The organism is Undibacterium sp. Di27W (genome assembly GCF_049340345.1).
Classification (GTDB): domain Bacteria; phylum Pseudomonadota; class Gammaproteobacteria; order Burkholderiales; family Burkholderiaceae_D; genus Undibacterium.
The window spans coordinates 57,637-77,642 of record NZ_JBMPOS010000006.1 but is presented as its reverse complement, the minus strand read 5'-3'; the positions used below and the strand labels follow the sequence as shown (position 1 = coordinate 77,642).

24 protein-coding genes are annotated in these 20,006 nt (G+C 50.5%); 17 read left to right on the top strand and 7 right to left on the bottom strand.

The annotated features are described in order from the left end of the window. The first annotated feature begins 2 nt into the window (after positions 1-2). Positions 3-1,070, top strand: a complete 1,068-nt coding sequence (locus ACO0LF_RS13845) for a M48 family metallopeptidase (RefSeq protein ID WP_423014824.1) — start codon at positions 3-5, stop codon at positions 1,068-1,070. 14 nt (positions 1,071-1,084) lie between these two features. Here the strand turns inward: ACO0LF_RS13845 and ACO0LF_RS13840 are convergent, their stop codons facing one another. Both ACO0LF_RS13840 and ACO0LF_RS13835 read right to left on the bottom strand, forming a co-directional pair. Beyond that, positions 1,085-1,540 (bottom strand): cache domain-containing protein, encoded by a 456-nt coding sequence (locus ACO0LF_RS13840; protein ID WP_423014822.1) that lies wholly within the window; start codon positions 1,538-1,540, stop codon positions 1,085-1,087. Between the two features lie 88 nt (positions 1,541-1,628). Then, on the bottom strand, positions 1,629-2,228 hold the full coding sequence (locus tag ACO0LF_RS13835) for a hypothetical protein (protein WP_423014820.1): 600 nt from the start codon (positions 2,226-2,228) through the stop codon (positions 1,629-1,631). A gap of 299 nt (positions 2,229-2,527) precedes the next feature. On the opposite strand from ACO0LF_RS13835, the gene mpl reads away from it, so the two are divergent. The 8 genes from mpl to ACO0LF_RS13795 all read left to right on the top strand — a co-directional run bounded on the left by mpl (position 2,528) and on the right by ACO0LF_RS13795 (position 10,889). Continuing rightward, positions 2,528-3,931 carry a UDP-N-acetylmuramate:L-alanyl-gamma-D-glutamyl-meso-diaminopimelate ligase gene (gene mpl / locus ACO0LF_RS13830; protein ID WP_423014818.1) on the top strand — a complete coding sequence of 468 codons (1,404 nt, stop codon included), beginning with the start codon at positions 2,528-2,530 and terminating at the stop codon, positions 3,929-3,931. Next, a complete protein-coding gene (locus ACO0LF_RS13825) occupies positions 3,928-4,500 on the top strand; it encodes a YqiA/YcfP family alpha/beta fold hydrolase (protein WP_423014816.1) in 573 nt (190 codons plus the stop codon). Before mpl ends, ACO0LF_RS13825 begins: the two co-directional genes overlap by 4 nt. Continuing rightward, on the top strand, positions 4,487-5,104 hold the full coding sequence (locus tag ACO0LF_RS13820) for a chorismate--pyruvate lyase family protein (protein ID WP_423014814.1): 618 nt from the start codon (positions 4,487-4,489) through the stop codon (positions 5,102-5,104). Before ACO0LF_RS13825 ends, ACO0LF_RS13820 begins: the two co-directional genes overlap by 14 nt. A gap of 515 nt (positions 5,105-5,619) precedes the next feature. Further along, positions 5,620-7,710, top strand: coding sequence for a ribonuclease catalytic domain-containing protein (locus tag ACO0LF_RS13815; RefSeq protein WP_423014812.1), 2,091 nt, complete (start codon positions 5,620-5,622; stop codon positions 7,708-7,710). Positions 7,711-7,712: 2 nt separating this feature from the next. Next, positions 7,713-8,810, top strand: a complete 1,098-nt coding sequence (locus tag ACO0LF_RS13810; protein WP_423014810.1) for a TonB C-terminal domain-containing protein — start codon at positions 7,713-7,715, stop codon at positions 8,808-8,810. Next, positions 8,807-9,646: a shikimate dehydrogenase gene (gene aroE, locus ACO0LF_RS13805; protein ID WP_423014808.1), complete on the top strand. Its 840-nt coding sequence runs from the start codon at positions 8,807-8,809 to the stop codon at positions 9,644-9,646. Before ACO0LF_RS13810 ends, aroE begins: the two co-directional genes overlap by 4 nt. After that, positions 9,643-10,338 (top strand): monofunctional biosynthetic peptidoglycan transglycosylase, encoded by a 696-nt coding sequence (mtgA, locus tag ACO0LF_RS13800; RefSeq protein WP_423014806.1) that lies wholly within the window; start codon positions 9,643-9,645, stop codon positions 10,336-10,338. Before aroE ends, mtgA begins: the two co-directional genes overlap by 4 nt. Next, the gene (locus tag ACO0LF_RS13795) at positions 10,335-10,889 is read left to right on the top strand and encodes a hypothetical protein (RefSeq protein WP_423014804.1); all 555 of its coding nucleotides are present in this window, start codon (positions 10,335-10,337) and stop codon (positions 10,887-10,889) included. Before mtgA ends, ACO0LF_RS13795 begins: the two co-directional genes overlap by 4 nt. Before the next feature lie 135 nt (positions 10,890-11,024). Here the strand turns inward: ACO0LF_RS13795 and ACO0LF_RS13790 are convergent, their stop codons facing one another. The 3 genes from ACO0LF_RS13790 to ACO0LF_RS13780 form a co-directional block, all read right to left on the bottom strand. Next, a complete protein-coding gene (locus ACO0LF_RS13790) occupies positions 11,025-11,540 on the bottom strand; it encodes a GNAT family N-acetyltransferase (RefSeq protein WP_423014802.1) in 516 nt (171 codons plus the stop codon). 74 nt (positions 11,541-11,614) lie between these two features. Further along, positions 11,615-11,974 carry a hypothetical protein gene (locus ACO0LF_RS13785; protein ID WP_423014800.1) on the bottom strand — a complete coding sequence of 120 codons (360 nt, stop codon included), beginning with the start codon at positions 11,972-11,974 and terminating at the stop codon, positions 11,615-11,617. A 116-nt stretch (positions 11,975-12,090) separates the two neighbouring features. After that, positions 12,091-12,798 (bottom strand): aspartate/glutamate racemase family protein, encoded by a 708-nt coding sequence (locus ACO0LF_RS13780; RefSeq protein ID WP_423014798.1) that lies wholly within the window; start codon positions 12,796-12,798, stop codon positions 12,091-12,093. A 166-nt stretch (positions 12,799-12,964) separates the two neighbouring features. Here ACO0LF_RS13780 and ACO0LF_RS13775 point away from each other — a divergent pair, with 166 nt between their 5' ends. The 3 genes from ACO0LF_RS13775 to ACO0LF_RS13765 all read left to right on the top strand — a co-directional run bounded on the left by ACO0LF_RS13775 (position 12,965) and on the right by ACO0LF_RS13765 (position 15,358). Further along, a complete protein-coding gene (locus ACO0LF_RS13775) occupies positions 12,965-13,723 on the top strand; it encodes a hypothetical protein (RefSeq protein WP_423014796.1) in 759 nt (252 codons plus the stop codon). Between the two features lie 221 nt (positions 13,724-13,944). Beyond that, complete coding sequence (locus ACO0LF_RS13770) at positions 13,945-14,136, top strand: hypothetical protein (protein ID WP_423014794.1); 192 nt, start codon at positions 13,945-13,947, stop codon at positions 14,134-14,136. 121 nt (positions 14,137-14,257) lie between these two features. After that, positions 14,258-15,358: a hypothetical protein gene (locus ACO0LF_RS13765; RefSeq protein ID WP_423014792.1), complete on the top strand. Its 1,101-nt coding sequence runs from the start codon at positions 14,258-14,260 to the stop codon at positions 15,356-15,358. Positions 15,359-15,594: 236 nt separating this feature from the next. On the opposite strand, the gene ACO0LF_RS13760 is transcribed toward ACO0LF_RS13765, so the two are convergent. Next, complete coding sequence (locus ACO0LF_RS13760) at positions 15,595-16,008, bottom strand: VOC family protein (RefSeq protein ID WP_423015313.1); 414 nt, start codon at positions 16,006-16,008, stop codon at positions 15,595-15,597. 202 nt (positions 16,009-16,210) lie between these two features. On the opposite strand from ACO0LF_RS13760, the gene corA reads away from it, so the two are divergent. The 4 genes from corA to ACO0LF_RS13740 all read left to right on the top strand — a co-directional run bounded on the left by corA (position 16,211) and on the right by ACO0LF_RS13740 (position 18,746). Continuing rightward, on the top strand, positions 16,211-17,179 hold the full coding sequence (gene corA / locus ACO0LF_RS13755) for a magnesium/cobalt transporter CorA (protein ID WP_423007864.1): 969 nt from the start codon (positions 16,211-16,213) through the stop codon (positions 17,177-17,179). Positions 17,180-17,204: 25 nt separating this feature from the next. After that, positions 17,205-17,603 (top strand): diguanylate cyclase, encoded by a 399-nt coding sequence (locus tag ACO0LF_RS13750; protein ID WP_423014790.1) that lies wholly within the window; start codon positions 17,205-17,207, stop codon positions 17,601-17,603. 146 nt (positions 17,604-17,749) lie between these two features. Then, the gene (locus tag ACO0LF_RS13745; protein ID WP_423014788.1) at positions 17,750-18,355 is read left to right on the top strand and encodes a transglutaminase-like domain-containing protein; all 606 of its coding nucleotides are present in this window, start codon (positions 17,750-17,752) and stop codon (positions 18,353-18,355) included. Between the two features lie 19 nt (positions 18,356-18,374). Beyond that, entirely contained in the window at positions 18,375-18,746 is a 372-nt protein-coding gene (locus tag ACO0LF_RS13740) for a nuclear transport factor 2 family protein (RefSeq protein ID WP_423014786.1), read from the top strand. Positions 18,747-18,863: 117 nt separating this feature from the next. On the opposite strand, the gene ACO0LF_RS13735 is transcribed toward ACO0LF_RS13740, so the two are convergent. Beyond that, a complete protein-coding gene (locus ACO0LF_RS13735; protein ID WP_423014785.1) occupies positions 18,864-19,307 on the bottom strand; it encodes a hypothetical protein in 444 nt (147 codons plus the stop codon). A gap of 252 nt (positions 19,308-19,559) precedes the next feature. On the opposite strand from ACO0LF_RS13735, the gene ACO0LF_RS13730 reads away from it, so the two are divergent. Then, a complete protein-coding gene (locus tag ACO0LF_RS13730; protein ID WP_423014783.1) occupies positions 19,560-20,003 on the top strand; it encodes a thioesterase family protein in 444 nt (147 codons plus the stop codon). The last annotated feature ends 3 nt before the right edge of the window (positions 20,004-20,006 follow it).

The following is a 20,006-nucleotide window of genomic DNA, read 5'->3' as shown; positions in this document are numbered from 1 at the left end:
TTATGATACAAGCACATTATTTTGATCATCGCCAGGCTTTGCTGCACAAGGTCATTCTGTATTTTCAGGCGAGCGGTATCAGCCTGACGGGTGAGGGTATAGACAGGCAGATAGACAAGAGCCAGTTGCAACTGGAAGAAGCTTTCCAGGATGCCCCATGCGTACTTAATTTTGCTGATGGCAGCCATTGTGAAATTTATGGGCAGACCGACAAACAAAGCCTGCTGGCCCATCTTGGCTATACGCCATCCCTCATAGAACGCTGGCAGCACAGATGGCAGGCAGCCTTGCTGGCCATTATCGTCATGGCCGGTATCTTGTTCTCGGCGTATAAATGGGGTGTACCTGTATTGGCAGACCGGGTTGCGACCCTCGTTCCTGTCAGTTATGAGCGTGTGCTTGGCAGCGAGATCATTAATTTTCTTGATCAAACCATGCTTAAACCAAGCAAACTCGACGACCGCACCATAGCGCAAGCCGAGCAATTATTGCGCCGCCTGCGCCCTGAAGATGCCTATGTGCCGATCCACCTGGAAGTGCGCGATGCGCCAGGCATAGGCCCGAATGCCTTTGCCTTGCCAGGGGGCACCGTGGTCGTGACGGACCAGTTGATTACTCTCATCGTTGGCCATAGTGGTAATGAGTTGAGTGGTTTTCTGGCGGATGAATTATCGGGCGTGCTGGCCCATGAAATCGGCCATATACAAAACCACCATGCGATGCGCCGTCTGGCACGCCAAGCACTGGTGACGGTTGCTGCTGGTAGTCTGTTCGGTGATTTCAGTTCAGTTGCGGCGCTTGCTCCGGCAACGCTGATAGGGCAGGAATATGGCAGGGAGATGGAAACTGAGGCTGATACTTATGCCATTGCAGCTCTCACAAAGAGAAATATTTCACCCATACATCTCGCAGATGCGCTGGAAGAAATGAGTCATACTCGCAAGCGATCGGGAATAGACGCGACCCCGAAATGGTTGCGCGCGGTCTATGGCTATACCTCCAGTCATCCGGCGACGGACGAGCGCATTGCCCGTTTTAGAGAAGCAGCTGCAGCGATGGAACAGAAATAGAGCAGAGCCCCTGGCTATTTGCGAAAAATGCCGCAAGCTACGACGACATTGCCGACTTTTTCTATATACGTCGATTTTGCCTCTATGGCTTTGTTGACAGTATTTGGCCATTGATAGTCTACCCAGCCTGATCCCTTGCCATTGGCCAGTTGCAGGATTTCTTTCATGACAAACTTGCCATTGCCATCCTGGATATCCATGATGTCCTTGCCTATGACTTTAGGGGTAGCACCATGGGCCAGGATTACGCCTTGCATATTGGTCACATAGACATACATGTCGCGGTCTACAAATTGCCCCTGGGGATCGCTGATTTTGGCGTAAGCGGCTGGCCCTTCGGCCCGTATCAGGCGGCCAGCTTTTTTCACCATAGCAATCGCTTCAGCCGGGCTGCCATATTCATTTGCCATTGAAACAGGCAAATGCAGGACGAGACAAAAACCGAGGATTGCTTTTGAAACAGATCGCATGGATCACCTCGTTCTTCTGATGCCGCCCTGTTCAGATGGTCAGGGTTCTGTAGATCAAGCCTGGCATGTTGATGGCTCAGGCAAGCTTTTACTCAGTTTCAGCTTCTGCCAATATTGCCCGCAAGCCAGCCGCAGTGGCACGCTCAGTGCTCTTGCCGTGACCGCTGCGTATGGCATCCTGATCTTGCAAGACCAGATGCACGCCTTCGTTCTTGTACATGAAACTCAGGGTTTCTATGCGGTCATTGCGATTATTGAAACTTTCTGAAACTTCAAACTGCACATCCTTGTTCAATAAATAAATGGCAACATCCTTGGTATTGTCGGCAAACAGATGCAGGTATATGTCGGAATGATTGCCTGCTGTGCCATTCAGCACTGCACCTACGATGTAGGGGGAGTAGCGCTCCAGCTCGTCCATGATTTCGAGAGCAAGTTGCCGCAAGTGCAATAAACGCTGCGGCTGGGTGTCGCCAAAGAATAATTCATTGTATTCGCGCACTTCCTGCTCAATTTGCGCATTGTCAGGCAAGACATCGCCCTTGACTTTATGGTTGCCCAGCAACTGCTTGGCCGCCTTGCGCTTGGCCGAGGCATAGTCAGCCCCATCCTCGGCTATCATGCGCGCTGCCAGCGCCGCAATCTCAGCCCTCAGGCTTTCTGCTTCATTTGGTGTATGGATCATCATGGGGTAATCATAACTGAATACATAAGACCCCTCAACACAGAGACACGGAGACACAGAGAAATACAAGAGAAAGGCAAAACCTATTAATGCCTTGTATTTTTAATATTTTTGATTTTCTCTATGAATCTTTGTGCACCCTTCGTGGTGAAGTGGGGAATTCGTGGGGCATACCCCACGCCTGCGAAACGAAGGCTGCTTGCAAGCAGCCTTTCCTTACTCTGTGTTGAGAGGTTTTAAGAACACTGCTTACTATGGCCGCTCTCAGGTAGAATTGCGGGATTCTGGAATTTGGTTCAATTATGCATATTCATATTTTAGGTATCTGCGGCACTTTCATGGGTGGCCTGGCTGTGCTGGCAAAAGAAGCAGGTCATACAGTGACTGGTTGTGATGCCAATGTCTATCCGCCCATGAGCACCCAGCTAGAATCCCAGGGCATCAGCCTGACCCAGGGGTTTGGGGCTGAGCAGATAGCGCTGGAACCGGATTTATATGTCATAGGCAATGTAGTCACCCGTGGCAACCCCTTGATGGAAGAAATCCTCAACCGAGGCTTGCCCTATGTGTCTGGCCCACAATGGATGGGCGAGCATATCCTGCGTGACAAGTGGGTACTCGCTGTTGCTGGTACCCATGGCAAGACCACCACATCGGCCATGCTGGCCTGGATTTTGGAATATGCCGGTTATGCACCAGGTTTTTTGATCGGTGGCGTACCGCTGAACTTCGGCATTTCGGCGCGCTTGTGGGGCAGCCATTCATCTGACTTTTTTGTCATCGAGGCAGATGAGTACGATACCGCCTTCTTCGACAAGCGCAGCAAGTTCGTGCACTACCATGCCAAGACTGCTGTGCTGAATAATCTTGAATATGATCATGCCGACATCTTCCCAGATGTCGCAGCCATAGAAACCCAGTTCCACCACCTGGTGCGTACCGTGCCCGGTGTAGGCCGTTTGATCGTGAATGGCAACAATGAATCACTGGAACGTGTGCTTAAACGCGGCTGCTGGAGTGAAAAAGAATTCTTTGGCAAGGACCAGGCCTGGCGTCTGGTTATGCAAGACGGTGAAGACTTTGAGGTCTACTTCAATGACCAGTTGCAAGGCAAGGTGCAATGGAATTTGAACGGTGAACATAATCGCCAGAATGCCCTGGCCGCAATTGCCGCCGCCCGCCATGTCGGTGTCACACCAGAAATTGCCATAGAAGCCCTGGCCCAGTTTGTCAGCGTCAAGCGTCGCATGGAAGTACGCGGTGTCGCAGATGGCGTTACCGTCATTGACGATTTTGCCCATCATCCCACCGCTGTTGCGACAACCGTTGAAGGTTTGCGCCGCAAGGTCGGCGAAGCGCGCATCCTGGCTGTGCTGGAACCGCGCTCGAATACCATGAAACTGGGCACCATGAAGCAAGCCCTGCCCGGTAGTCTGGAGCACGCCGACCTGGTCTTTGGTTTTGGCGAGGCAGACGGTAAATCAGCTTTAGGCTGGGATCTGGCAGAAGCCCTGGCACCGCTGGGAGATAAAGTCGCATGCCATCAAAAAATAGATGAGCTGGTACAGGACATCGTCAGCAAGGCACAAGCTGGTGACCATGTGCTTGTCATGAGCAATGGCGGATTTGGCGGTGTCCACCAAAAATTGCTGGATGCCTTGCAAGACCGTGCCCAGCAAGCAGACAAACAGGCGATTGCAGCATGATCCTCTACCTGCATGGCTTTCGCTCATCGCCAGATTCCTACAAGGCACGTTGCATGCTCGCGCATATGGCAAAGCTGGGTCGTAGCGATGACATAGCCTGCCCCGACCTGTCACCCTCGCCAACGCTGGCGATACAACAGGCCGAAGCTTTGCTGGCCGGGCACAAGGCAGAAGATATCTGCATCATAGGCTCATCGCTGGGTGGTTATTATGCAACCTGGCTGGCGGAAAAATATGGCTGTAAAGCCATTTTGCTGAATCCCGCCGTCAAGCCGCCGCGTGACCTGGAAAGCTATGTAGGTGTAACGACTTATTACCATAGCGACCGCGTCTTTGAATTCAAGGCAGAATACATGGCTGAGCTGCGCGCCCTGGCCGTAGAACAGATCACCCAGCCTGAGCGTTATTTCTTGATTGCTGCGACTGGCGATGAAGTACTGGACTGGCGCGAAATGGTGGCCCATTATCCGCGTGCCAAGCAAGTTGTGATTGAAGGCAGTGATCATGGCATAGCAGAATTTGCTGATTACCTGGATCAGGTGATGGACTTTGCGGATGACAGGACTTGATTTGAATGCAAAGATGTTGCCTGTGGATTTGCAGATAAGTAAGCAGATGCAGCGCCCATTGGCCGCACAATGGTATGCGCATGTGAATGCTGTTGATACCAGTGCATTGATGGAAGACTGGCTGACCAATCGCGATTCGCTGACAGCCAGGCTGGTGGCAAGATGCCAGCAGTTTCGCGTACAGCGTTTGTCGCAGAAAAAGGCAATCTGCTTGCAGGATGAATATGCTGCCATAGGTTTGCCGCGCGCCATGAAAGTCCATGAGCGCGAGGTGTTTTTGCGTTGCGATGGTGTGGCCATGGTGTATGGACATACCATCGTCCCGTTGAGTGCTACTGCCAATGAATGGCCGCTGTTTCAAGCGCTCGGTGAAAAGTCCTTGGGCAGCACCTTGTTCAAGGACCCGCTGGTGCGTCGTGGTGAGTTGTATTACGCCAGACTACGCCAGAGCCACCCGCTGATACGCCGCATCGTGGCGAGACAGCCGGAACTGGCAGGCGTGCACAGCATGCTGGCACGCAGGTCTTTGTTCTGGCGCAAGGGCGGGTGTTTGCAGGTGACGGAAGTGTTTTTGCCCGTGGTTGAGGGTTTGCGCCTGGTTTAGATGTAAAACCTTAAGACCTCTCAACACAGAGACACAGAGATATCACTGAGGGACACAGAGAAATGCAAAAAAGAGGTTGAGAGGTACATTGCGTCACTTTATTAATGAAGCCGCAATCGTAAAGTCGTCATTCCTGCGAAGGCAGGAATCCAGTGGCGTTCGTGGCAAACTGATGCAGCCAAAACGTAAGCTGCAATGTGTAAACTCCTTCCCCTTCAAGGGGAAGGTTGGGATGGGGATGGGGTTCTTCAGCAAACGAAGTAAGCAGCTAATCAACCGAACCCCATCCCCACCCTAACCCTCCCCTTGAAGGGGAGGGAAATGAAATAGGCATATGAATAATTTTCCGCTTTGCTGATAAAAGCAAAGTAAATATAGAACAACAAACATCTCAACCAAGAGACACAGAGAATAAAAAAAGAGGCAGCAAAAATCCAGGATTTTCTCCTGTCTTTCTCTATGTCTCCGTACCTCAGTGTTGAGCTTTTTGGTCTTAAAACATAAAGAAGTATTGAATGAATTTATTTTTCGAAGAATCCGGTGATTTCAAGGCAGGCAGTATCATGACGCATGCTGGTGAGGCTTATCAGGTTGAGATGGCCAGTGGCAAACGCACCAAGGTCAAGGCCAAGGATGTGCTGCTGCAATTTGCCTCTCCCGATCCTGCCAGTCTGATAGAGCAGGCGAAAGCCGCAGCGGCTGAGATAGACCTGGAATTCTTGTGGGAAGTCGCTGGCCAGGAAGAATTTGGTTTTGCCGAACTGGGCACAGAATATTTTGGCCATGCACCACAACCGGTGGAAGCGGCTGGCCTGATCTATGCCTTGCATAACGCGCCCGTTTATTTCTACAAAAAAGGCCGTGGCCGCTACAAGGCTGCGCCCGAAGCATCCTTAAAAGCCGCACTCGCTGGTATCGAAAAGAAAAAACAGCAAGCCTTGGTACAGGCTGGCTATGTAGAAGAGCTCAAGCAAAACCACCTGCCAGATACGATGAAATCACTGGCGCTGCAACTCTTGTTCAAGCCCGACAAGAACAGCATAGAATACAAGGCCCTGGCAGAAGCCTGCGACGCCATGCAAATGTCGCCACAACGCCTGATGCTGGCGGTCGGTGGCATTGCCAGCCCCAAGCATTTGCACCTGGCCAAGTTTCATTACGAACATTTCCCCAAAGGTGTGGGTTTCCCTGCAATCAACGTACCGACCTTGCCTACCGATTTGCCGGTGGCTGATGTGCAGGCTTTCTCCATCGATGACGTTACCACGACTGAGATTGATGATGCCTTTTCTGTCGTTGATCTTGGCAATGGCCAACTGCGCGTCGGCATCCACATCGCTGCGCCAGCCCTGGGCATACAGCGTGGCGATGCGATAGACCATATCGCCCGTGGCCGCATGTCTACCGTGTATATGCCTGGCGACAAGATCACCATGCTGCCGGATGAACTCGTCAATGTCTATACCCTCGGTGCCAGCCAGACCCGCCCGGCAGTATCACTGTATGCGACTTTGAATACTGAAGACTGGTCTGTTATCAGCACCGAGACCAAGGTAGAAGCCGTGCCCATGGCCAGCAATCTGCGCCACAATGATCTGGATGCATTAGTGACTGAAGACAATCTCGCTAATGATGCCGGTGAATATCCACACAAGGCCGACATTGCGCAATTGTGGAAGTGGGCGCAAGTGCTGGAGCAGGGCCGCATGCTCAAGCGTGAAAGCTTTGGCATGAAGCCTGAGCAAAATAACCGTGTCGATTTCAATTTCTATGTGGAAGACGATGTTGTCTCCATCGTGCGCCGCAAGCGTGGTGCGCCGCTGGACAAGATCGTCGCCGAACTGATGATTTTTGCCAACAGCACCTGGGGCAAACTCATGGCTGACCATGGCATCCCTGGTATCTACCGTGCCCAGGGTGTGGCTGGTGGCCGCGGCCCCGGTGGCTGGACCGCGCGCATGCAGGTACGCATGCTAACCCATGCAGCGCCGCATCAGGGCCTGGGTGTCGATCAATATGCCTGGAGCACCTCACCGCTGCGCCGCTATACCGACCTGGTCAATCAATGGCAGATCATCGCCTGCGTACAGCATGGCATTACGGCACCGCTGGTGGCTACCTTCAAGCCTAAGGATGCTGACCTGTTCGCCATTGTCTCGGGCTTTGATGCAGCTTATGCAGCCTATGCCGACTTCCAGAACAATATGGAACGCTACTGGTGCCTGCGCTGGCTGGGGCAGCAAGAGCAACGTCAGGTCGAAGCTGTTGTTTTGAAAGACGAAGTCTTGCGCCTGGTCGATATTCCGCTCATCATCCGTTTGCCGGGCATGCCACAAACTGCCCGCGGTGCCCAGGTACGCCTGGATATCTTGCGCTGGGATGAAGTTGATCTTGAGGTCGAAGCGCGCTTGCTGGAGTTGTTGTCTACCGTCACCGAACTCGATGAAGAAGAACTGGACGATGAAACCAGTACCGAAGTTGCAGAAGATTTCAGTGCAGAAGAGGGCGCTGCAGTAGAACCGAACGAGGCAGCAGCTACGGCTGCAGATGCACCGGCAGCAGATCACACTGCGACCAATCCAGATGAAGAACAGTCACAAGCCTAGTAATGAAAAGCCAGAATAAAAAAATCAAACCTGGAAAACAGGTCAAACAAGAAAAACTGCCTGACGAGCAAATCCAGCTCGCCAAGGCAGGGGATGATGCCGTCGTTGCGGTTGCCGCGACTGACAGCAAAGCTCCCGTCGTGAGTGAAAGCACGGGCAAAACTGCGCAGATCACGCTTAAAAACCAGCCTGCACAACTCAGTGCAGGCAAGCTTAGCTATGAAAAATTGATTTTTGGCGTAGCTATTACTGCTTCGTTAGTCTTGCACGCAACGGCTTTGCTGATTCATTTTGTGGCACCCAAGACAGCAGACAATAAGTTGCGTGAACCAGACCTGGAAGTCATCCTTGTCAATGCCAAACATGAAAAACGCCCGATGAAGGCCGAAGCGCTGGCACAGGCAGATCTTGATGGCGGTGGCGCACACGACAGTGGTCGCAGCAAGTCACCTTTGCCGGACATGAAACTGAGCGAAGATGGTGATGCCGTACGTGTTGAAACACGCCGTATTACTGAGTTGGAAGAGCAACAAAAACAATTATTGGACCAAAAAAAACATCAAGAAAAACTACTCGTCGAAGAGCAGGACAAGCGCTTGAAAGATGATAAACCCAAGCCTGCAAACGGAACCGATCAAACCGAAGCAAGTAAGCGACTATCGCGTACTGCAGCCGAGATTGATCAGCAAATTGAAGATCAAAACAAGCGCCCTCGCAAGACCTTCATCACACCGACTACCCAAAAAGCCGGATATGCGCAGTATTACAAGCAAATGCAAAAGCGCATTGAGGACATGGGGACATTGAATTTTCCTAGTAAAGACGGGAAAAAAATGTATGGAGAATTACTCGTGTATATCCCCGTCTTTCAGGATGGCGCGATCTATGAAGCAGAGGGCGGACCCAGGATAGAAAGATCTTCAGGCAATAAGGCGCTGGATGCTGCAGCCTTGAATATCGTTCGTCGCGCTGCACCTTTTGGTGCTTTCCCGAAAAATATGCGTTCCGAAGATAAAACGGATGTATGGGCTGTCATTACAAAATTTAATTTCAATCGCGACCTCCAATTGCAAACCGAGTTACGCGGGGGAACAAATTGAAGCCTGACCAGTATGTCGTCATAGGCAATCCTATCTCCCATAGCAAGTCGCCCGCCATTCATGCCCGCTTTGCCGAACTGGCAGCGCAGCAACTCGATTATCAAGGCTTGCTGGCACCGCTGGATGGTTTTGCCAAGACTGTCCATGACTTTGTCGTGGCTGGTGGCAAGGGGGCCAATGTGACCCTGCCATTCAAGCTGGAAGCCTTTGCGCTCGCCACAGAATTGAGTGAACGCGCCAGGATAGCAGGTGCTGTCAATACCCTCAAGTTTGAGTCGGGTCGCATGTATGGCGACAACACCGACGGCATAGGCCTGGTGGCGGATATCGTGCGTAATGCCGGTGTTAGCCTGCGTGGCAAGCGCGTGTTGTTGCTGGGTGCCGGTGGTGCAGCACGCGGTGCCTTGTTGCCGCTGCTGCAGGAACAGCCAGCGACACTGACTATCGCCAACCGCACGCTGACCAAAGCCCAGGATTTACTGGAACAGGCAAAAAGTTTGAGTACCAGTTGTGATCTGCAAGCCTACTGCTTTGCAGACTTGCAGCAGCCTTTTGATGTCATCATCAATGCCACTTCTGCCAGCATCAGTGACGAGGTGCCGCCTTTGGCTGATACCGTATTTTGTAAAACCACGCTGGCTTACGACATGATGTATGCGGCTGCGCCTACGGCATTTTTACGCCTGGCTGCCAGCCAAGGTGCATTATGCCGTGATGGCCTTGGTATGCTGGTAGAGCAGGCGGCAGAAGCCTTTGCCCTGTGGCGCGGTGTGCGCCCGCCATCTGCGCAGGTGTTGACAGAAATGCGTGCTGCACTGCAAGCGAGCCAAGAATGAAATTATTTGGCCGTCTTCTGATCTGGCTGGTGCTGGTGCCGCTGCTTTTGTTCCTCTTGCTACAGGCATATTTCCTGGTGCAGATATGGTGGTGGGTAGATCACAACCCAGCTTCCACCAGTTTCATGCGCCATCAACTCGATGTCTTGCAAGAAAAAAAACCTGACTTCAAACTTCAGCATAAATGGGTGCCTTATAAGCGCATTTCGAATAATCTGAAACGTGCCGTGATTGCCTCGGAAGATGACAGTTTCGTCGATCATGAAGGGGTAGACTGGGAAGCCATGCAAGCCGCTTATGAGAAAAACCAGAAAAAAGGCAAAGTGGTTTCTGGTGGATCTACCATTACCCAGCAACTGGCTAAAAACCTGTTTCTCTCGGCAGATCGTAGCTATTTTCGCAAGGGTGAAGAACTCATCATCACTTATATGCTGGAAATGTGCATGGATAAACAACGCATCTTGGAAATTTACCTGAATGTCGTAGAATGGGGTGTGGGCGTGTTTGGAGCAGAAGCTGCCGCCCAGCATTATTACCATACCAGCGCTGCCAATCTTGGTCCTTCGCAATCAGCCAGGCTGGCGGTGATGTTACCTAAACCACGTTATTTTGATAAGAACCAAGGCTCAGGTTATTTGCAAAGACGCAGCGAAGTCATCTTGCAACGCATGGGCAATTCTGAATTACCATGAAATATACCAAACAACGCGGACTCAGCCTGGTGATGGTTTCCTTCGTCTCCATGCTGGTGGCTGCACTGGGCATGACTTTTTTATACTATGTGCGCTATGGTCATTTGCCCATGCCCGACCTGTGGGCGCGCTGGGGCAAATCGGCCAATGTCATCGGCAACGATTTGAAAAATGCCGCCGGCTTGCCTGTCGGTAACAACCAGGGGCCGGGTATGCGCGAAGCTGCTACCACCAGCGAAGGCATACGCCGTTGCACGATAGACGGCAAGACCGTGTACTCAGATACTTTATGTCTGGACAATAATCCCAGTACCAAAAAAATCAAGCTTGCTGATTCCAAAGGTGTGGACCCTGTGAAAGCAGCTGTACTCAATGACGATGGCAACAAAGCGACAAATGGAACGACAGGGACAGCGCCGCAGACCGATGAAGAAGTGAAAAGAAAAATCATGGAACAGGCACTGGGCAAGGGTGCCACTGCCTCTACTGCAGCTGAAAATGACCTGCACATGAAAGCAACGAACCGGGCAATAGACAGGGCCACCAGATAGTCCTGCCAGCAAGATAGGTCTGACCCAAGCTTACTATTTGATAGTACCGGTAAAACATGATGCCGGAGTTTCCTATGGCTTGGTTAATGCTCCCGCTTAAGCTTTTTCAAGACATTCTCCTGGCCTCCTGCTTATTTAATGAAGCGGGAGGGACAATGGGCACCAGTCAACTTTGTTGACGCGCCAGCGTACCAGTTCTTCCTCAGTTTCATCAATATAACTGCCGGTGTCAACAAATCCCAATTTTTTCACGACCCGGGTCGAGGCCAGATTCGCTGGATTAACCTCGGCCAATACTTGCGTCGCTCCGCCATCGAATGCCAGTTGCAACAAGGCTAGCACGGCGGCGCTGGCGGCCCCTTGTTTTCTGCATTCGGGCGAAATGCCATAGCCAATTTCCACTACTCCATCACGTGGCGCATGCTTGAAACCGCAACTGCCGACGATGTGCTGCCGTTCTGTGGCGATGATGTAAAACGTGCTGCACCAATAAGCTGACGCACCGGCTGCCATTTGTTCCAGTGCGCGCGTAGCTACAAAGGCGGGTGGCAGGGCATCGCTGGCCTGGGTATAAGGCGGTGTGGTGGGCAAGCTTGCATTGGCCAGCGCCTGCAAATGTTCAAACGGGATGCTGAGTAAGTGATAAGGCATATTGCATAAGTCACTAAGATGAATAGCCAGGCATTTTACGCTCTCATTTGCAGGCACAAACTTGACCACTACACTCAGAGTTCAAATATCTGGAATCCGCCACCACCTATAGCTTCAAATTCCTCTACGTCATCCATGGCTTGTTCTATGGTTTCGCTGGCCATGTCCAGGGAGGTGAACCACAAATTACAGGCACCACCTGGGGCGGGCGACAGTATCAGCAGCAATTTACCATCACCATCCGTGCTGCCAGCGGGAGCCTGGTAAATCAGCATTTTTGCAGCACGTACCATGTTGATGACTTCCGATTCCTGGATGCTGCCTGCTGGCAAGTTCGAGTTTGCCAGTGCTGCTGCCTCATCGTCATAACTGCCCCTGTACATGGCAGGGAAAAATTTTAAATTACCCAAGACGGATTTTACTTGCTCAGTCATCTTTACCTCTTGCATGTTGTCTCGCATGGTCTTGCCTGACCAGTCTAGGCCTATTTCCTGCCATTGTGAATACAGACCAAAGTATCAGCTATACCACGCCCCGGGTTCGCTTGTGGCTAAGCTAAGGCAAAGTCGACTGCTGCCTGACAGTGTAAGGCCGTGGTATTGAATACTGGTATGGAGACATCCGTCTGGTGAATGAGCAAGGGGATTTCGGTGCAGCCCAGAATCACGCCTTGTGCCCCCTGATCTGTCAGTGCCCGTATGTAATCAATAAAGAGCTTGCGGCTTTTTTCTGTCAGTCGATTATGTATCAGCTCGCTATAGATGATGTCATGAATACGCTCTTGCGTAGCTGCGTCTGGCGTCAATGTGCTGATGCCTGCCGCGCTCAATTTGTCATGATAAAAACTGCCAGCCATGGTTTGCTTGACACCAAGCAGCCCCACTTTATGGATGCCGCTTGCCTGTACCTGATTAACAGTAACATCAACGATGCTGATCAAGGGTAGCGGCAGGCGCGGCAAAATAGCCGGGACAAAACGGTGCGCACCATTCGCACAAAACAAGAAAAAATCGGCACCAGCATTTTGCAAATTCTGCACCTGAGCGACTAAAAAATCAGCGATGGCTTGCGGGTCTTTTTCTGCCGCACGAGAAGTGAAATCGTATTGATCCAGGCTGGACAAAACGATGCGTGCGCTGTGGCTCAGGCCCATGCGCTCAGCCACTAATTCATTGATGAGACGGTAGTACTCAGCACTGGAAGCCCAGCCTATGCCGCCGATCAGGCCTATGGTTTTAATTTGCCCTGGAATTTGCACTATTCATTACTCCCGTTGGTCATATATATCTGCTATTCAAACCTCCCATCCTACCGCTAATCGCAGTCATCTGGCTCAGTTGCATGCAAATGAATAGCATGCGTAGGTCTTGCAGAACGATGTGCATGCAAGCAAATTTTAACGTCTTAAAAAACAGGGAGACCCTATGGATCAACAAGAACTCATCACACAATTAAGCCGCCAGAACCGTTTGCTCAAGCAAGCCTTGGCACTTGGCGCTGCGGGCATGACTGTCATGCTATTGACAGCCGCTGCGAATACAGAAAACCGCGGCAAGTTTTCTGAAATTGATGTGGAACGCATCAACATCATCACGCCCGAAGGCAAGCAAGAGATGGTCATCGCCAATCATTTGCGCCTGCCCCAACCTGTGACCAATGGCAAGCAGCTTGAGCGCGGTGGCCCACAAAGGCCAGGCATGATTTTCTATAATGCGACCGGCGATGAAAATGGCGGCTTCATCTTTGATGGCAAGCTCGATGAACAGGGAAAGCCTGTCTCAGGCATGCATTTTTCCATGGACAGATTTGGCGGCGATCAGCAACTCTCACTGGGCCATTATGAAAGCAATGGCAGCATGGAGTCAGGTTTGAAAATTTATGATCGCGGTCTGCAAAAAGATTACGATGGCCTGTATGAAGCCTATGAAAAAGCCCCTGCAGGCCTTGAGAAAGATGCCTTGCTACAGAAATGGAAAGACGCCGGTGGTCAGCAAACCAATCGCCTGTTTGTTGGAAAAACCCGCGGTAAATCTTCAGCCATCATCATGGCAGATGCCAAAGGCAAGGCGCGCATCATGATGATAGTCACCCCGGAAGGCAAGCCCATGCTGAACTTCCTGGATGACAATGGCAAGATCATACAAAGCTTGCCGCAAACAGAGACGGTGGTACAAGCTAAATAGGCCGCAGGGTGGCTGACTTAGCTTGCAGATGCATCATTTTTCCCAAAACAGACTTTGGTATTGGGCGGCTAATAATCTTCACCGAGGGTTGAGTGAATTTTGAATTTCTACTACTAAAGTATGAGATGTAAAAATGACTCCTATCATTTACATTGAGTGCTTCGTGGCGTTCGCAAGACTGTCATGAATTTGGTAATCATTGAAAATTTTGGAGACTTTACATGAATGAAGTAAAACAACAAGCGCAACGTATTTTGGCTCGTGAACTGGCACATGAAATCACTGCGGAAGAACTGGCAATGGTATCTGGTGGCAGTGGATTTGAATCAAGAAATACCAGATATATTTCTCAATCTAACATCAGGCCGAACGGGGAAGCAATGAGCGATATGCACCCTGATAATTACGAGTGATGAATTATTGAATTTGGTTCGAACTGCATAGTATCCACAGGTAGTTGGTGTGGATACTATCCTGTCACTTTGCAGGATGACTGGCACACCTGCACGTGCATTGAATACCTGCGAAAAAATAATGAAGATACTGATTATCTCCTCATTCGATGATGCGGATGCGGCTGCCGTCTCCTGGGGATTAAAAAAACTTGGTAGTGATGCTGTTTTATGGGACCCCACGCGTTTTCCAAGACATGCTACGGCAAGCTGGTCTATTAGTGATCAACAAGCTGGTGCATTTGCCTTTCAACTGGATGGGCACGAATATGCTGGCGTGTATGACAAAGTATGGTTTCGCCGTGCAACTTTGCCCGTAGCCATGGAAAATAGCCATCCTGCCGATCTGGGCATCATCAAGAAAGAGTCTACGCATTTCTTTAATAATATTTATTCTGTCACAGGTGGCGAGCATGCGCTATGGGTTAATGATATCCATGCTGCCAGGCGATCCAATAGCAAAATGTTGCAATTGGAAATAGCCAGATCCCTGGGCTTTTCCATACCCAATACCATGATTGGTAATGATGCCCGCCAGGTGCGCGATTTTTTCCATGCCAATGACAAACAGATGGTCAGAAAATCTTTTAGCGTTGGTGGCTGGACGGCAGTTGATGGCTCCGCCCATATCATCAAGACTGCGAAAGTCAAAGAAGAGCAATTGCAGCACGACATGGCACTGATGGCTTGCCCCTCTATTTATCAAAATCTGGTTGCCAAGCAATTTGAAGCACGGGTGACCGTGATAGGCAATCGCGTCATTGCGGCAAAGATAGACAGCCAGCGTGACGAGAAGACAGTGGACTGGCGTTATGATCTTCCTAAAAACAAAATACCGGTAGAACCACTGGAGTTGCCAGAAGAAGTTACCCAGCGTTGTCTGAGTTTATGTCAGCAACTAGGCCTGGTGTTTGCCTGCATAGATTTGATTTTTTCCACCTCAGGTGAATATGTTTTCCTGGAGTTGAATGAGGCAGGTCAATTCCTGTGGCTGGAGAGATATCACAAGGACTTGACCATGCTGGATAGTTTTTGCCGCTATCTCGCCTATGGGAATACGCAGGCAAATCCTGCTTTACCTCAACTCGCTTTTGATGATTTTTTCGAATCGGATGAATTTCTTGAGTTCGAGGAAATCAATAAAAAAATGCAAAATGATGGCATTCTACTCATCAATGAGTGAACTGGATCAAGGTGCGTCATAACGACCTGGGCAGAAGCACCAGCAGGCGGATTGCTTTTGTTGTAAAGCGACCTGACAGCTGGCCTGAATAAAAGTTGATAACAAATCTGTGTTACCACCGTGCCGGGTTCTTGCGTTTGATGGAACTGTCAGCGAGCTTCAAACGCTGAAAAACTAGGGTGCGCACTATACTAAGCATTAGCTACACAGTACTTGTATCGCTCTACAAGAAAGTGTCACCCGGCAACATTGGGCGGCCCTTTGAGTTCCACAACATTGCCTTCCGGGTCGCTGAGATAGATCGATGGCCCTTCCCCCTCGGCCCCATAGCGTTGCTCAACTTCCCCGGCAGGCACGCCATGGGCTTGCAGATGCGTGTATATGTCATTGGCATCAAAGGGTTCTACCCGCAGACAAAGGTGATCCAGATTGCGGCCTTCCTTGCCGGGCGCTGCACCACCCATACTGCCCAGCTTGCCGGTCACTGGAATAAGATCAATCAAGGACCTGCCTGCACGTAGCTGTACCAAGCCTATTTCGTCTTGCCTGCGTTCTATCGTGCAAGGCAGTATGGTGCAATAAAAATGCAGCATGCTGTCCAGGTCTTTCACTCTCAGTACCAGGTGATCAATTTCGCGTATATTGAACATGATGAAATCAAGTTGAAAGTGATAAACTTGCATCATAAGCTTTGCTGACTTTATTTGCTGCTGATGGCTTGCAGGAGTGTCATGTAGGACATGTATGATATGTAGGAGGCAGCGATAAAAATCTCTTCTCACTGCGCCCACGGAATGAAAACAGGTTTACAATCCAGCCAAACCAAAGACTTTGCTTTCCCGGAATTTGCCTATGATTAATGTCTTCGTCTTGCACAATGGCCGCCTGAGCCAGATCAATGTGGAAAATCGCGCTGATCTTGAAAATACCCTGCCTATCTGGGTCGATCTGACTGACCCCAATGAAGAAGAGCGCGAATGGGTAAAGAGTATCTATGGCGTGACTTTGCCGGGGGAAGATGAGGTCAAGGATATTGAAGCGTCGGCGCGTTATTATGAAGCCGACAACGGTGACCTGCATCTGCGTACTGACTTCTTGATCGATGATGACGATGAACCAGCACGCACGGTGACGGTGGCTTTTATCCTGGCGCGCGATATTTTATTCTCAGTGCATACCATAGACTTGCCAGTGTTCCGGCTGGTGCGTATGCGCGCCCGCTCGCGTCCTGGTTCGATTGCCGACTACAAGGATGTGTTGCTGGACCTGTATGCGACCGATGCCGAGTATTCTGCCGATGCACTGGAAGGTATCTATCAAAACCTGGAAGATGTCAGCCGTAGCGTGCTGCAAAAAGACTTTAGCGATCAGGATGCTGCTGCAGCCCTGAACTCTATCGCCGTCGAAGAAGATTTGAATGGCCGCATACGCCGCAATATGATGGATACACGCCGTGCCGTCAGCTTTTTGATGCGTGGCCGCCTCTTGAATGCGGATCAGTTTGAAGAGGCTCGCCAGATTTTACGGGATATAGAATCCCTCGATGGTCATACTTCCTTTTTGTTCGACAAGATCAACTTCCTGATGGATGCCACCGTCGGTTTCATCAACATTAACCAGAACAAAATCATCAAGATATTCTCGGTCGCCAGCGTGGCATTCTTGCCACCTACGCTGATCGCCAGTATCTATGGCATGAATTTCAAGGGCTGGTTCCCGGAGCTGGACTGGCAACTGGGTTATCCGTTTGCACTGGCCCTGATGCTGGCGTCGGCGATTACACCATTCTGGTATTTCCGCCGTCGTGGCTGGCTTAAATAAAGAATAGCTTTTAGAAAGAAAATTTATGCCCGCCATTGCACTCGGCCATTACAATCTGCGCGGTGATCGTGTCACCCTGGAAAAACTCAGGGATTTTTATCTACGCTATGTAGGCCTGACAGCAGGACCACGTCCCTTGAAAAGTTTTGGTTATTGGCTGTATGCCGGTGGCCGCGATGTCTTGCATTTGTCCGAGAACCGGCCTGGCGAAGTGCGCCAGACCGCCTTGAAAACTGGCTTTGATCATGTTGCCTTTGCCTGCACTGATTTACCTGCCATGCTGGCGATATTGCAGGCAGATAACATCCCTTATCGTCATGCGACGGTAGAAGCATCACCTGGTTTCGCCACGCAACATCAGGTGCTTTTCAGTGATCCTGAAGGCAATGGCATAGAGCTTAATTTTGTCGAAGCAAACATCTGATTCTCCAGCAAGCCTGTTTGCGGTACAGATCATGCTGGGTGCGCAGGTCGTTGGCACGGGGCGTGTGATAGGAGATGGGTGATGAGTGATGGTGGCATGGCTTATAAAGTATGATGCAATTGCGCATGCATACAGCGTAGAGGCGTATGGAAGAATTTCTGGCAAGTAGTACTTATATAGACTGGCAGCATCCTGCTGTCTTGGCACAGGCTCTGCAATTGGCAGGACGCAGTGATGATCAGACCGAGATTGCGCGTCGCTGTTTTCATTTTGTCCGTGACCAGATCAGGCATAGCTGGGATTACCGGCAAAACCCGGTCACCTGCAAGGCTTCCGATGTGCTGGTGCATGGTACGGGCTATTGCTATGCCAAGAGCCACTTGCTGGCGGCCCTGTTGCGTGCCAATGGTATTCCTGCCGGATTATGTTATCAACGTCTGACTATCGCCAATGAACCACCATTTTGCCTGCATGGCTTGAATGCCGTGTTTTTGCCTCAACATGGCTGGTACAGGCTGGATGCGCGCGGCAACAAACCCGGTGTGCAGGCAGAGTTTTGTCCGCCGCAAGAGCAACTGGCTTTTGCCATCGCCACGGCAGGTGAACAAGACTACGACGGTATCTGGGCCGAACCACATGCGGCGGTGTTGAGCGCTTTGCTGGAGCAACCAACAGTAGAAGCTGTGCTAGAAAATTTACCTGATGCTGACCTGAGCACAGCGACTACGCCAGCCAGGCTGAAATTTTCCTGATGACACTTGAATGAAATTGATGACACTCACTACTGACACTACCCCCGAAGCCATCGTGCAAGCCCAGCTTGATGCCTATAATGCCCGCGACGTCGAAGCCATACTCAAGACCTATGCAGTCGATGCGCAGCAATTCGAGTTTCCGGGCAAGTTACTGGCCAGCGGCCATGCAGAACTCCGCCCCCGCATGGCGGCACGCTTTACTGAACCCAATTTGCATTCCAGGCTAATACGCCGCGAAGTCATAGGCCAGCTTGTCATTGACCATGAGGATGTGACACGTACTTTTCCTGAAGGCACCGGGCATATGGAAATGATCGCCATGTATGAAGTCAGGGATGGCTTGATACAAAACGCTGCATTTATACTGAACCCGCCTGTTCTGGACTGATAGTCAAAATAACTGCAAAACAACTGCAAAAGAACTGAAAAAAAGACCTGCAATATTTTGCAGGTCTTTTTACTTATGTGGCGTCAACTATCTCGTCACTGCCACAGCAAGCTGATATTACAGTGCCGCTTCCAGTGTAGACCTGATCGCCTTTGCGCGGTCATCAATAGAATCAGCATTGCTGAAAGGTTTGAAATTGATGGTCAAAACACCTGCTTCAAATTTCACGCCGTTTTCAAATGCCATTGATGGTGCAGTTGCTTCATCGTAGTGGAATTTGATGGCTTTCAGTTCTGCAGTGAGAGCTTCTTTGCCCATGGCATCAGCGGTGACTTCGCCCAGGGCCTTGGCAGTTGGAGTAAAGAAAATATTGGTCCAGTAATCTTCACGGCTATAAAAATCCTGCTGACCGGATACTGCCATACTTTCCCAGTCTACTTCTACTTCAACCGGGAAACCGGCAGCACCTTGCAGGTCTTCAAGTTTCTTGGCGAAAGTGCTTTCTTTGTAGTCGGCTACGGCACGGCGTTCTGCCAGATTCAATTTTGGTTTGTCGCTCACTTTGTCTTCCTCACATATACATGTTTACAGCGCTATAGCGCCAGATAATCCGGTAATACTGCTCAGCTTTTTCTTGTTGGCTGACAGTCATGCAAAGTTAACATGCGCTTAACCCCTTGCTCACTATACAAAGGTATGGATAGCAGGAGATGCTTGTTTCCAAATGTAATTGCCAGCCGCTACGTTGATTAGCAAGGGAAGTTTGTAAACACAGTAAAATGAGGCTTTTATCGCGTATTTTCTTTCATTATCATGGCACGCCTGCAATTACATTTCCCTGAAGATCAATACTATTTCTCTACCCAGTTGACCGTGCGCGTGACCGACATCAATGGCGCCAACCATCTGGGCAATGATTCCATGATCTCCATGATTTCTGAAGCCCGCGCACGCTTTCTGTATGACTTTGGCATACGCGAAACTGCGGCTGGTGGTAGTGGCATCATTGTCACTGACCTGGCCACTACCTATAAGGCGGAAGCCCATGCGCGTGATCAGCTCATGTTTGAAGTTGGCGTCATGGATTTTAATAAATATGGTGGCGATATTACTTTCCGCATTAGCCGACCCGCAGATCAAACCCTGATTGCCATGGCAAAGTCAGGCTTTGTATTTTTTGATTATCGCGCCGGGCGCGTAGTGGAAATGCCTGATGATTTCAGAGCCAAGTTTGGGCGGGTGAATTTTCTGGATTAATCA